This is a genomic window from Serratia aquatilis (assembly GCF_044865145.1).
Classification (GTDB): Bacteria; Pseudomonadota; Gammaproteobacteria; order Enterobacterales; family Enterobacteriaceae; genus Chania; species Chania aquatilis.
The window spans coordinates 3,041,641-3,054,814 of the sequence record NZ_CP173186.1 but is presented as its reverse complement, the minus strand read 5'-3'; the positions used below and the strand labels follow the sequence as shown (position 1 = coordinate 3,054,814).

General features: G+C 51.3%; 14 protein-coding genes. 3 read left to right on the top strand and 11 right to left on the bottom strand.

Annotated elements, in window-relative coordinates; all coding sequences use genetic code 11:
• Positions 1–134: 134 nt before the first annotated feature.
• Positions 135–1,253, bottom strand: coding sequence for a porin (locus SAQUA_RS13795; RefSeq protein WP_380676034.1), 1,119 nt, complete (start codon positions 1,251–1,253; stop codon positions 135–137).
• Positions 1,254–1,590: 337 nt separating this feature from the next.
• Between SAQUA_RS13795 and SAQUA_RS13790 the strand changes: the two genes are divergently transcribed.
• From SAQUA_RS13790 to SAQUA_RS13780, 3 genes are read left to right on the top strand one after another with little or no spacing between them, the layout of a single operon-like run.
• Entirely contained in the window at positions 1,591–1,752 is a 162-nt protein-coding gene (locus tag SAQUA_RS13790; protein ID WP_380675836.1) for a hypothetical protein, read from the top strand.
• Between the two features lie 28 nt (positions 1,753–1,780).
• On the top strand, positions 1,781–1,987 hold the full coding sequence (locus SAQUA_RS13785) for a DUF2892 domain-containing protein (RefSeq protein WP_380675834.1): 207 nt from the start codon (positions 1,781–1,783) through the stop codon (positions 1,985–1,987).
• A 10-nt stretch (positions 1,988–1,997) separates the two neighbouring features.
• Positions 1,998–2,525 carry an RNA polymerase sigma factor gene (locus tag SAQUA_RS13780; RefSeq protein WP_380675832.1) on the top strand — a complete coding sequence of 176 codons (528 nt, stop codon included), beginning with the start codon at positions 1,998–2,000 and terminating at the stop codon, positions 2,523–2,525.
• A 393-nt stretch (positions 2,526–2,918) separates the two neighbouring features.
• Here the strand turns inward: SAQUA_RS13780 and SAQUA_RS13775 are convergent, their stop codons facing one another.
• From SAQUA_RS13775 to SAQUA_RS13730, 10 genes are all read right to left on the bottom strand, one after another.
• Positions 2,919–3,452 carry a cytochrome b gene (locus SAQUA_RS13775; RefSeq protein WP_380676032.1) on the bottom strand — a complete coding sequence of 178 codons (534 nt, stop codon included), beginning with the start codon at positions 3,450–3,452 and terminating at the stop codon, positions 2,919–2,921.
• Positions 3,453–4,450: 998 nt separating this feature from the next.
• Positions 4,451–4,879, bottom strand: a complete 429-nt coding sequence (gene arsC, locus SAQUA_RS13770; RefSeq protein WP_380675830.1) for a glutaredoxin-dependent arsenate reductase — start codon at positions 4,877–4,879, stop codon at positions 4,451–4,453.
• A gap of 60 nt (positions 4,880–4,939) precedes the next feature.
• Positions 4,940–6,229 (bottom strand): arsenic transporter, encoded by a 1,290-nt coding sequence (locus tag SAQUA_RS13765; RefSeq protein ID WP_380675828.1) that lies wholly within the window; start codon positions 6,227–6,229, stop codon positions 4,940–4,942.
• A gap of 53 nt (positions 6,230–6,282) precedes the next feature.
• A complete protein-coding gene (gene arsA, locus SAQUA_RS13760) occupies positions 6,283–8,043 on the bottom strand; it encodes an arsenical pump-driving ATPase (protein WP_380675826.1) in 1,761 nt (586 codons plus the stop codon).
• Positions 8,044–8,064: 21 nt separating this feature from the next.
• The gene (gene arsD, locus SAQUA_RS13755) at positions 8,065–8,427 is read right to left on the bottom strand and encodes an arsenite efflux transporter metallochaperone ArsD (RefSeq protein ID WP_260514200.1); all 363 of its coding nucleotides are present in this window, start codon (positions 8,425–8,427) and stop codon (positions 8,065–8,067) included.
• Positions 8,428–8,520: 93 nt separating this feature from the next.
• Positions 8,521–8,862: a metalloregulator ArsR/SmtB family transcription factor gene (locus SAQUA_RS13750; protein ID WP_260514201.1), complete on the bottom strand. Its 342-nt coding sequence runs from the start codon at positions 8,860–8,862 to the stop codon at positions 8,521–8,523.
• Positions 8,863–9,168: 306 nt separating this feature from the next.
• Entirely contained in the window at positions 9,169–9,792 is a 624-nt protein-coding gene (locus tag SAQUA_RS13745; RefSeq protein WP_380675822.1) for a CDP-alcohol phosphatidyltransferase family protein, read from the bottom strand.
• Positions 9,785–10,426 carry an ATP-binding cassette domain-containing protein gene (locus tag SAQUA_RS13740; protein WP_380675820.1) on the bottom strand — a complete coding sequence of 214 codons (642 nt, stop codon included), beginning with the start codon at positions 10,424–10,426 and terminating at the stop codon, positions 9,785–9,787. The genes SAQUA_RS13745 and SAQUA_RS13740 overlap by 8 nt, the downstream gene beginning before the upstream one ends.
• Position 10,427: 1 nt before the next feature.
• Positions 10,428–12,047 (bottom strand): ABC transporter permease, encoded by a 1,620-nt coding sequence (locus SAQUA_RS13735; RefSeq protein WP_380675818.1) that lies wholly within the window; start codon positions 12,045–12,047, stop codon positions 10,428–10,430.
• Positions 12,020–13,168 carry an ABC transporter substrate-binding protein gene (locus tag SAQUA_RS13730; RefSeq protein ID WP_380676030.1) on the bottom strand — a complete coding sequence of 383 codons (1,149 nt, stop codon included), beginning with the start codon at positions 13,166–13,168 and terminating at the stop codon, positions 12,020–12,022. The genes SAQUA_RS13735 and SAQUA_RS13730 overlap by 28 nt, the downstream gene beginning before the upstream one ends.
• Positions 13,169–13,174: the final 6 nt, after the last annotated feature.

Below are 13,174 nucleotides of genomic sequence, written 5' to 3'. Positions count from 1 at the left end.
AACCCCGCCATTCACTTGAGTAAATGGCGGGGAATTTCTGCCCTTAATGCTTGGCAATTAATGCTGCTAAAATCACCGTAAATTTAACTTTTTATTGCATCATCGTCTATCTGATATGCGAACTGCGCAATCTGTTAGAATTGATACGTTAAACCTACGCCAACGATATTATCAGTGCTGATACCATTCGCCTCTGTAAAACCGTTGTCGTTTAGCAGGTTGATTTTATAATCGACGTATGCAGTCATGTTTTTATTAAAATAATAATATGATCCTACAGTTATATATTTAACCAAATCCTGACTATTACCATAAATGCTGTTCAGATCTTCTCCCTTCGACTGTAGATAAGCGAGTGAAGGGCGTATGCCGGAGTCAAACTGGTACTGAGCGGTGATTTCTACGTTTTTGGTTTTTCCGGCAATGCCACCTTTCCCGTAAGAGGTCATATTCAGCGTTTGCGCGTACATTGTTGCAAGGTAAAGCTGGTTGGCGTCATACTTAGTTGCAACAGTCCATACTTCCGCTCTGCTACCAGACGCAAATTCACTGTTAAGTGTTTTCCCTGCGTTTTCCTGATCGTAAGTACGATCGGAAGAAGCATAGGCGGCGGCAAAACCGACCCCAGAGTCATGTTTATAGCTGCTGGATATGCCAAAGCCATCACCATTCTGGCTTACAAGAGAATCTCTCCCGTTGGCGCTTTCAGAAGCATTGTCGTTTTTCCCCTGATACTGGATCCCGATGTTCCAACCATCAACCAGGCCAAAGAAATCTCTGTTACGGTAGGTCAGAAGATTGTTGGCTCGCTTGGCCATAAAGTTATCCACTTTGGTATAACTGTCACCCCCAAAAACTGGAAGCATATCGGTCCAAGCTTCGACATCGTAAACGACACCATAATTTCTGCCATAATCCAGCGAACCAAAGCGATCAAATTTCAATCCTGCAAATCCCAGACGCGTGGCGTTGCCTTTATCGCCCTGTGATTCCGCATAGTTAGCCTGGAAATTATATTCCCATTGACCGAAACCGGTAAGTTGGTCCGTTATTACTGTAGCCCCTTTAAATCCAAGGCGAGCATAAGTTTGGTCACCATCTTTACTGGCGGCTTTGCTAAAGGTATGACGCGCATCCAATTTCCCGTACAGGTCTAATTTGTTTCCATCTTTATTATATATTTCTGCTGCACCCAAGGTACCAGAAAAAATAATTGCAGAGATAATGATAAAACTTTTTTTAATTCTAAACATAATGAAAATTATCCTTTTTTGAGTTTTATATTTACAGCTCTTCTGTCCGGTGTTTCCAGCGTATTCATGAATAAATACTGCCCAAAGGTCTACCTGGCTCACTGCACCGCTTCCTGGCGATCGCGCACGTTTCGCTCATAACGCGGCAGTGATACTAACAACTTAAACCATACCATTTTGTGATCTGTCTCAAATCAGTAAATTTTTGTATTTAATTTGTATTAAACAAATGATGATGATGGTATTGATTGTTGCTGAGGAGGAAGGATTTGAACCTACAGTTGACGGCCAACGAACCAGGGCCAGTTGAGCACGTAACTGCGTTGATCGCTGCTGAGTGGATCAAATCGCTGCGGGTATTGCTTGTGCGGTTTATGCAGCCTTGGTGGCCGACGAACTGATGAGTTTTACCAACAGCAAAAAAATTATTTTTCGGCGAATCCTTTTCGGCGATCTGACCCTCTTTGTCTTGGTAGGCGCAAATAGTTTGCTCCGCTAATCCATTTCTCACCCCAAAGAGAGTCTTCATGTTGAATCGCAAAAATGTAGGAAACAAAGAAAGGATCGCCCGAGTATTAGGTGGCTGTCTGATGATACTGTACGGACTGATCGGCCTTGAGGGTAAGTCGCTGGGGATAACCATTGCCAGCGTTGGCTTTGTTAGCCTGGTCACTGGAGCATTGCGATACTGCCCGATGCGCGCTGTGTTCGGCTGTAAACCTAGAGGTAACTGAACGAGAACCTATGTTGATTCAAGAAAGCCAATTTGCTGCGGCCCAGGCGGGTGATCCCGTAGCGCTAGAGTATTTGCTAGTGAAGCTACATCCTGATATCCAGCGTTATGCTCGTTACCAGTGTCAGCGGTCTTCCGCGGTAGATGATGTGGTACAGGAAGCGCTAATCATTCTGTATCGAAAAGTAGGGACTGTGCGCGCAGCATCATCACTAAAGGGATGGCTGTTCAAAATAATCACTCGTCTCTGCATGCTGCCAGCCCTGAAGTTGCTGAGTGGAATGGAAGATCTGAAGAACGTTGAAAACTCTGCCTATCTTGCTCAGATCCCGGTCGATGAACTGCGTATCGATCTGGTCCATGCGTTGGAGTCTTTGTCTGCTGTGCATCGAGAAATCATTCTGCTGCGAGATTTGCAGCAAATGACCATCAGTGAAATTGCCGACCATCTGGATATTACGCAAGGGGCGACAAAGAGTCGGTTGCATCGAGCTCGCGCCCAGGTCAGGGAATATCTGCTGGCCGAAAAAAGCGCATAAGAGCGAGCCGGAGAGGGATGGTTCCAAAGCTCCATCAAAGTAGGGTTGCATGGCGATGACACCGAACCGCAGATTTTGGTCTTCTTCCAGATCCAGAATATGCTCAAGGCAGTTGCTCAAGTAAAGGCACTGGGAGGCCAAGCTGGCGAACCGACGCCAAATGAGCCGGGTTTTGGAGCCTTTTGTCTGCGTAGTGATCCACAAGGCGTTCCCTTCGGCCTACACAAACTATGAATTTACTTCAGACTGGCGGCGTTACTTTCGCTAGTCGCTGGTAACAAAAGTAGACTGATGAAGGTAAGTCCATAAGCAGCACTTACCAACAATAGTTCGGCTTGAATTTAACGAGGTATCTTTAAGATGACTGTTTGCCGGTACGGCAGTCATCGAGCATTACTTTTTCCACGGTAACATTCTAATCAGGGTGTTATCACGCATGATGTAATGATGAAATATGGCAGCTAAAGCATGGATCCCGATAACGAAATAACCTGCACTGGCAATGAATTCGTGAATTTCTTTTAATGTATGTCGTATATTGTCATTCGGCTCATTACTTACCGGCATAACGTAAGAGAAAAGAGACCACTCAACCTTCCCATAATAAAGAGTCAGGATCCCGAGTAAAGGTAGTGCGATAAAAATAAGGTAAAGAATGCCATGTACAGCTTTTGATAGCGTTATCTGCCAATGCGGGGGTGTTGGGATAATATCAGGGTTTTTATGTATAATCTTCAGCATTACTCGAATCAATGTTAACATCATAACGCTGACACCAAAAGTATAATGCAGCGTTTTCATCCACTCGCGTGTGTCACTACCTTTTGGAGCAATCCCTTTTAACTCCATTGTTGCATAAGTCAGTACGATAAAAATGAGAATAATCCAGTGAAATAAAATCTGACTAGGTGAAAATTTCTTATTCATCATTCATCCTCTAATGTGTGACAGTCAAATTTATATACTCTAAATAATTCGAGTTGCAGGAAAGCCAACGTACATGCAACTTGAAGTATGACGAGTATACTATTTATAAACGCAGGGCCCAGGATTACGCAGTCCTCATCCTTTGGGTGGCAGAGCGTGCCATTCACTTATCCAAACGCCTAAACGCGTTGGGACTCAGCCTAGGATTACTTGTCGACTGCTTAAATCGCAACTCCAGTTTTGTGAGTCTAACCCAACCTTCTTAAGAAGTTATTAAGAAGGCGGATATCTATAATTAATAATAATATATTGCCGATGAGTTTCTGAAAACCGTATGGAAAATGCAAGTGACTAGGCTGTGTCCCTTAACTGCACGTGAGCGCAGCTGGCGGACAGTTAAGGGACACAGCCTAGAACACCTGACTTATTTCACAAACCAACGGCGGTGGAATTGGATACTCTATTACAAGAAAAGCTATTTCCTCATGCACGGTCCGATAATACCGATATTTACCCGATTCTTGCCGGTCTTCTGGGGGTGACGATTGAATCGCATCATCAAGGCTATGCCGCGGGATGGGAGCCCGAGCGCAGAGGCAATAATCGAATTGCAGCGCTATTTATACTCTAAATAATTCGAGTTGCATGTAGGCGGCAAGACCAAGAGTCGCCAGGAGCATAGCCCACTATGTGACTGGTGCGATTGGTCGCAGCTAACACCCATGCAACTTGAAGTATGACGAGTATATACGGCCTTGAGGCTATTTTGCGTTTGCACATTGCTCAGGGGGGGGGGGGAGATTTACCAAAATATTGAGTGAGTGGCACCGCCGATCCTCGGCCCGCCCGTGGCCTGAGCTGTCGGATAACTTCCCGGTTTGTGACGGGTTCGCCGAGCAGCGGATATTATGCTATGGGCATTACCACTGTTGAAAATCATCTGGCTCACTCATGCCGTTTGCGATGATATGAAAAAACCCGGCTGCGCCGGGTGATACTTATTTCTCTACACGTTTGCCTTGCGCATCCACCACGCGTTCACCGTCTTCCTTGGCGAAGGCACCACGCTGTGCTTCGGGCAAAATGTCCAGTACCAATTCAGAAGGGCGGCACAATTTGGTTCCCAGTGGCGTGACCACAATCGGGCGGTTGATCAGAATGGGGTGCTGCAGCATGAAATCGATCAACTGGTCATCGCTGAAGTTATCTTCTGCCAGCCCTAGTTGCTCGTAAGGCTCAACATTCTTGCGCAATAACGCCCGAACCGTGATCCCCATATCGGCGATCAGTTTCACCAGCACCTCACGACTTGGCGGTGTTTCCAGGTACAGGATCACCGTGGGTTCCGTGCCACTGTTGCGAATTAACTCCAGCGTGTTACGCGATGTTCCGCAGGCCGGATTATGATAAATAGTCACATTGCTCATCGTGATGCTCTCTCATTGAAACGCCAGCGGTTATGCCTGCTGGCGTGGTTGTTTAAAAAATTAAAGGGAAATGGATAGTCGCAAGGCTAATGCCGCCAGCGTGACCAACAGCACCGGGATCGTCATGACAATCCCTACCCGGAAGTAATACCCCCAGGTGATGGTCATATTCTTTTGTGATAACACATGCAGCCACAATAATGTGGCCAGGCTGCCTATCGGGGTGATTTTCGGCCCCAGATCGCTGCCGATCACGTTGGCATAAATCATTGCCTCTTTGATCACGCCGCTGGCATCACTGCCGTCAATCGACAGGGCCCCTACCAGAACGGTCGGCATATTGTTCATGATGGAGGACAGGAACGCCGTCAGGAACCCGGTGCCCAGCGTGGCCGCCCACAGTCCTTGTTCGGCAAACTGGTTCAGTAGGGCAGAAAGGTAATGGGTCAAACCGGCATTGCGCAGGCCGTACACCACCAGATACATGCCCAGCGAGAACACCACGATTTGCCAAGGCGCACCGCGCAGCACCTTGCCGGTATTTATGGCATGTCCTTTTTTGGCGACGGCAAACAGGATCAGCGCTCCCACGGCGGCGACCAGACTGACGGGGACACCGAGCGGCTCCAGGCCAAAGAAACCGACAAGCAATAGAACCAGCACCAGCCACCCGGTCTTGAAGGTGTTTAGGTCGCGGATGGCCTCTTTCGGTGCTTTCAGCAGGGACAGATCGTAAACTGCCGGAATGTCTTTGCGGAAAAACAGATGCAGCATCACCAGCGTGGCGGCAATCGCGGCCAAGTTAACCGGCACCATCACCGCTGCATATTCAGTGAATCCGAGGTTGAAGAAATCCGCCGAGACAATATTCACCAGGTTTGACACGATCAGCGGCAAGCTGGCGGTATCGGCAATAAAGCCCGCCGCCATCACAAAGGCCAAGGTTGCCCCACGGCTGAACCCCAGCGCCAGCAGCATGGCAATAACAATCGGCGTCAGGATCAGTGCGGCACCATCGTTGGCGAAAAGCGCTGCCACCGCCGCACCCAACAAGATGATGTAGGTAAACAGCAAACGGCCACGGCCATTGCCCCAGCGTGCCACATGCAAAGCCGCCCATTCAAAGAAGCCCGATTCATCCAGCAACAGGCTGATGATGATCACGGCGATAAAGGTTGCGGTGGCGTTCCAGACAATCTGCCAGACCACCGGAATATCACCGAGATGAACCACGCCGGTCAGTAACGCCAGTACTGCACCCAACATCGCGCTCCAGCCAATGCCCAACCCTCTGGGCTGCCAGATGACCAGCACAATGGTCAGGACAAAAATAGCACCTGCCAACAACATAACGCCCCCAAAAGGGCAAGCACGGACGCTTGCCCTGAAAAAATGAAACTGAGTTAAACTTCGCCAGCCAGATGGCTCAGACGCGCAATACCGATTGGCTCCTCTTCCTGCAAGGGAACCAGCGCCAAGCGTGAAGACAGTGAGTCTCTGACTTTTTTTATCTGCTCGACTTCGTGTGATGCACGCAACTGCAGCAGCGGTGAAGAGGTGGCCGCAGCAACCAGACTGTTATTGATAACCCATGCCCAGGGTTCAATACCTGCCCGACGCAGATCTTCCTGCAGGTTGGCGGCTTCCAACACCGGTGTCGTTTCAGGCAGCGTCACCAATAGTACTTTGGTGCGTTTCTCATCCTGTAACTGCATCATGGGCGTCAGGTAATGACCTTTTTCCCCCATCCGTTTGGCGACCTCACGGTGGTAAGCACCGGTAGCATCGAGCAATAGCAATGTATGGCCGGTCGGCGCGGTATCCATCACCACAAAGCGCTTGCCAGCTTCCCGTATCACCCGGGAAAAAGCCTGAAAGACCGCAATCTCTTCGGTACAGGGGGAGCGGAGATCTTCTTCCAGTAACGCCTTGCCCTGCGCATCCAGATCCTTGCCTTTGGTGGACAAGACATGCTGACGATAACGCTCCGTCTCAGCCAGCGGATCTATCCGGCTGACGGTCAGATTTTGCAGTTGCCCATGCAAGGTATTCTCCAGGTGCGCGGCGGGATCAGAGGTGGTCAGGTGAACATCCAGCCCTTTCTCAGCCAGTTTTACCGCAATCGATGCGGCCAAAGTGGTTTTGCCGACGCCACCTTTTCCCATCAGCATCACCAAACCGTGCTCATCGGTGGCGATCTCTTCAACCAAGGAGGATAGTGCGGGTAATCGGGGTAACGCTTCGGCCCTAGGATGCGTTGAGGCCGAATGGTGGGCTTCGCTTTTCACCAACAGTTGGCGTAGCGCATCAGTTCCCACCATATTCACCGGTTGCAGCATCAAATCATCTCTGGGCAACGCAGTGAGGACAGCGGGTAGCTCACTCAACGCCCGCTGCTCGCGCAGATACAAGGCACGAGCCAACTTGTCTGCCTGCGCTTCAGCTTCAGGCAATATCCCATTGATGACCAGAAACTGGTTGCGTAAGCCGACCTGTGCCAGTTCGTGATGGGTTCTGGCGACTTCAGCGAGTGTGGATTTTTGCGCCCTGGCGACCAGTATCAGGCGGGTTCTTGCTGCATCGGACAAGGCCTGTAATGCCTGAGCATAACGGTCACGCTGCTTTTCCAAACCGGCCAGCGGGCCCAGACACGAAGAACCCTCCGGGTTACTGTCGATGAAACTGCTCCAGGCCCCCGGAAGCTGCAGCAAACGGATGGTATGCCCGGTGGGGGCAGTATCGAAAATCACATGGTCAAAATCATTCAGCAGTGCAGTGTCAGTCAATAAACCGGTGAACTCATCAAAGGCGGCAATCTCAGTGGTACAGGCACCTGACAACTGCTCTTCGATACTGCGAACCACCGCTTCTGGCAGCAAGCCTTTGACGGGGTCAACGATACGGGAGCGGTAAAGCTGAGCCGCTGCCTGCGGGTCAATTTCCAGCGCAGATAATCCCGGCACGGTTGCGATCGCGGTAATCTGGTTGCCGATGGGCTGATTAAACACCTGGCCGACATTCGAGGCCGGATCGGTACTGACTAGCAAGACGCGCTTACCGGCATCCGCCAGGGTAATCGCGCTGGCACAGGAAATGGACGTTTTACCGACCCCGCCTTTCCCGGTAAAAAAGAGAAAAACCGGTGGATGTTGTAAGAATTTCATGACCTTCCCTCCATGCGTTGATTAACAGCAGGACGTGTTGCCACCACAGCAGCTTTTCGGGGCGATGCCGGTGATTTCCAGCGGCAGTTTGCACCAGCGAGCCAGGTCAGCACGGGTAGGGTAACGCCCTGCCATTACAAATTCGCCATCCAGCAGAATGAGCGGCAGGCCTTCAGCGCCTGAGTTTTCGAGGAAGTTTTTGACCAGCGTATTGTCGATAAAGGCCATAGGTTGTTGGGCGAGATTGTAACGTGCAACGGTGACACCGCGTTTTTTGAGCCATTCAGCATCGGCCGAGAAGGTGACCAAGGCCTGATCAACATCGGTGCCACACACTCCGGTACTGCAACAGAGTGCCGGGTCATACACTGAGAGCGTTTTCATCGATTCCGTCCTTTTGCGTAATTTAATCAGTTTTTTATTTTGCTCAATCAAATGTGAAAAAACAGATATGAAAGAGTAAATTTTTTTAGTACATCAAAGACAGGCAGTCTTACTGCTTATCGTCCCATTTCCGCGTGCCAGCAAAACGATTTCGTCTCGTTGACTGAGATAGGCCTGCTCAATCACGGCGGCAGCCCAGGCAGGAATATGTGGTGACAGGCGATAATGGATCCACTTTCCTGCACGGCGATCCAGTAACAGCCCCGACTCTCTGAGCATTGCCAGGTGTCTGGAAATCTTGGGTTGAGACTCATTGAGCGTGTTACAGAGCTCGCAAACACAAAGTTCGCCGGATTCTCGCAGCAGCAGGATGACATTCAGGCGGGTTTCGTCTGACAGGTTTTTGAACAGCTGTAACGGAGTGAGTGTTGTCATGATGGCTCCAACTCAAATAACTCACACCATCTTAAAACTCTAGCCAACAAAGTCAATTTTATATCTGATTTTTCGAATATGAAGTGAGTGGGTGTTTTGTTAACTCAAAAATCATGCCAGGCGAGATTTCTTTGTTTATCGGTGAAACCGCGAGCAACACGTAACGCTCGTCTTCTACTTGGCTGATAATTCTCAATGATAGGTTAAGGGTTTTCAGTCCTTCATTGAGAATGGCGTAGTAAGTTGCCCCAAGCCGGCAGCACCTGGCTGAATCGGCTGATTAATCATAATCGGACAGTTTGGGGGTTATCCTGCCTTGCTCCTGGATGAAAAGAGTGTGAACCCAGCTATTATCCTTGTGACGGTAGTGATGGCACACAAGGCGGCAAAACCATAGGCCAGCCAAGAGAACCGGTCAGGGAGCAGGCACATCAGTACAAACAGCAACAGGGTTTCACTGCTCTCCGTCAAGCCTCCCAGATAATAAAATCCTTTATTGGGATAAGTGCTGCTGGCAATGCCGCGTTTTTCGGCGATAACAGCAAACGCGAGAAAACTGCAACCGGTCCCAATAAAACTGTAGATTAAAACGCTGGCCGGGAGGGCATTGTTAGCGGGATCGGCAAAGGCAAAACCCAGCGGAATGGAGGAATAGAATAAAAAATCCAGAGTAATATCCAGAAAGGCTCCCCGGTCGGTTGGGCCGTTTAATCTTGCCAGAGCGCCATCAAGCGTATCGGCCAGTCGGTTCAGTACGATAAATAACAGTGCCCAAGAGTAGGCATGTAGCACAATTAAAAGAGGCGCGCACAGGCCCAGCATAAACCCCAACCAGGTGATCTGATCGGCTTTGGCCCCCATCCGTTGAAACTTTCCAGCGACGGTTTCACGTACTTTTTTACTCTTTTCCAGCAGGTAACGATCAAACATGGTGATTTTCTCCTAACAGGATGACCCGTCCATTAGGAGGGATATCCTGCGCATCATGAGTCACCAGCACCGCCGGTATACCCTTGCATGCAATGTGTTCAAAAACAAACTGACGAAATCGTGCGCGCAGAGGCCTGTCCAACCGGTTGAACGGTTCATCGAGTAACAACGCTTCCGGTTCAGCCAGCAAGGCACGCAACAGGCTGACCCGGGCACGTTGCCCACCGGATAACGTTGCCGGATCCCGGGTATAAAATCCTGCCAACTCTGCCTCATCCAGTTGGCGTTCAATACATTGCCTGCGCTGATCTTTACCTGTCAGGGTTGCGGGTAGCGCCAGGGCCAGGTTTTGCCCGACACTCAAATGCGGAAACAGTAAATCATCCTGAAAGAGGATACCGATGCGCCGCTGCTCTGTCGGGCGTCCATCCCGCCGAGTCCCGTTCAACCATAACTCTCCCTCCGCGCCAAAAGCCGGTGGGAGTTCACCAATCATCCAGCTGAGCAACGTTGATTTTCCTGTGCCTGAAGGCCCCATCAGGGTCACAACGTGACCGGAAGGCACATCGAAAGTGATCTTTTGCAACAACGGATGTGTTGAGCGGGTGAGCGTAACCGCACGAACAGACAGCATATCAGCGTAATCCTTGTCGATAGTAACCGGCCAGCAGGCCGGACAAAACAGCAACCAGAAACACCATGGCGGGTAAGAAGAATTGCAGCAAGGCCTGAACGGCCAGCGTTCGGGGATCGCCACCACTGCTCAAAGCGACGGCCTCGGTGGTCACGGTAGCAAAACGGCCCGCGCCGGCATACAGTGTGGGCAAATATTGGGCAATACTGACGGAAAAACCGATTGCCCAAGCGGAGAGGAGGGGGCGCAATAATGATGGCCACTTCACCCACAGTAAAACCTGCCAGGCAGGCAGCCCCAAAGAGCGCGCTGACAGCAGGAGACGGGGATCAACCTGACGGTAGGCCGGAGCCAGAACCAGCAACATATACGGGATCATCCAGAGCAAATGACTCCATGCCACGGCAATGAACGTGCCATCCCATCCCCATCGCAATAACACACCGTATTGGCCTATCACCAACGGCAACGCAGGCAGTATGAGAGGTAACCACAGAAAGAAACCGTAACGCGAGGTTCCCCATTCAAGCCAGAAAACCACCATCACTAGCGCACAGAGACTGGTCGTGAGCCCCAGCATCAGTGCAGTCAAAAGCGGGGTCAAGTCTGTGAGCTGCCAGGCTGCCAATGACCAGCGTTGTGGTAACAGCGCTGGGTAAAACCAGATGCTGGCTAATGACCAGACCAGCAACATCAGCAACACCATAACCCCTACCAGGGTCATCAGACCTGCCAGCCAGGAGAATGCTTGAGTGCCAGACGCCAGATAGCGTTGGCCAGAATGAGGGAACAGGCGGCTACGCCATACCCGCCAAACCAGATATCCTGCCAGCGAAAATCCAGCGAGCAGGGCAATCAGCAGCAATGCAGCCATCATACCTTTCGCCTGGATGGCTGGCGAAGCGTCATTGAGCCACTGCCAGGCCAACACGGCTAATGTGGGGGGATTACCTGGCCCCAGGATAATCGCCACATCCACCACCGAAATATTGTAGGCCAGCACGGCCACTATCGCCCACCCCAGAGAGGGCAGCAATTGGGGAAGCAGCACCAGCCAACTGCTTTGCAGGCGCCCATATCCGAGGCTGCGCATGATCAGCAATTGAGGCTGCAAGTCAGTCCGCTTCAACTGGGCGCTGGCTACCCATAATAAAAACCAGCTCTCTTTCAGCGCGAGAGTCATACCAAGCCCCACACCATAAGGATCGTATAGGTTTTCCCCGCCGCTTGCCGCCATCAGCCGAGCCAGCCACCCTGTTGGGGAGAAAAGCAGCAGACTTCCCGCAGCGAATGCCACGTGCGGCATTGCCAGTAACACAGGCAATCTGCGCATGTACCGCTGCCATCCTGCTCCTGGGTATAACCCCAGCACAATGGACAGGCAAAGTAACAGGGCACCCAGCGTGCCGATGGCAGAAGAGATGAGGGTTGTCAGCATGGCCGGAAACCATTGGTCATCACCCCAGAACGACACCCAATTCTGCCCAGAGAGGGTGGGTTCCAGCATGAAACCCAGCCCCGGCAAGACAGGAAAAAACACCACCCCTACGCCACTCCAGGCCAACACTTTGCAGCCCAATGCACGCCCAGGTTTCAACGCACACCGTACCGTTTCAACCATTCAGCCTCCAAAGCTGCAATCCAGGCTGAATCAGGCTCAGCCAGAACAGGTACCGGCGCTTGAGTGCCGGGCAGGTTGCTCTCCAGTTCGGCTTGCCAGTGCGGAGGAAGTTTATGAGGATCGAGGACGGTCGGATCGCCCCAGACCGTAGGGTCAGCTTTGCGCAGTTGTGCCTGAGGGGAAAGAAGAAAGTTGGCCACGACCTGGGCACCCGCTTTGGCGTTGGCATTAAAAGGGATCGCCACAAAATGGACGTTACCCAGCATCCCCCGCTGAAAACCAAAGGCATAGGCACTGCCAGGAAGTTGTCCATTTGCAATCAGGTTGGCAACATGTGCCGGATTGAACGTCAGAGAGAGCCTGACCACACCATCCCCCAACAGGCGATCAATACGTGCAGCAGAAGCCGGGAAGTCTTTGCCCTGACGCCACAGTAACGGATGGAGTTGGTCAAGGTACTGCCACAATGGGGCCGTGAGTGTGGCAAACTGTTCTGGTTGGGGGGGCGTGTTGAACGCCTTGGGTGTTGAGGTCAGTGACAGCAACAACTGCTTCAGAAAAGCCGTTCCGATAAAATCCGGTGGGCGCGGGTACGTCAGTTGCCCGGGATGCGCCTGTGCGAACGCCAGCAGACTGGCGGGATCGCTGGGCGGTGTTGGCACACGTTCACGATCGGCAATCAACATCAGTTGTGCTCTGCCCCAGGGAGACTCAGCTCCTTCAGTGGGGATGGAGAAATCTTCCCGTACCGGCAGAGTAGTATCGACGAACTGCCAATTGGGCAATTGCTCCGCCCAGCCGGTATGCAATAACCCTGATATTTTCAAGGCCTTGAAATTTTCGCCATTCAGCCAGAGCAGGTCGACGGAGCCTTTTTCGCGCCGACCTGCGGCAGCCTCTGCCTGTATGCGCCGCACGGCATCTGCTGTGTCAGAGAGAGGAACCAGCTTCACGGTAATGGCGTACTGCCGTTGCATTTCTGTCGCTACCCAACGTAAATAGGCATTGGCAGCGGCATCACCGCCCCATGCATTAAAATAGACCGTTTGTCCCTGTGCCTGTTGTTTGACCCGCTCCCAATGAGACGTTTCCGCCGTCGCCTGAAAGGTCAGGCCCAACATCAACAT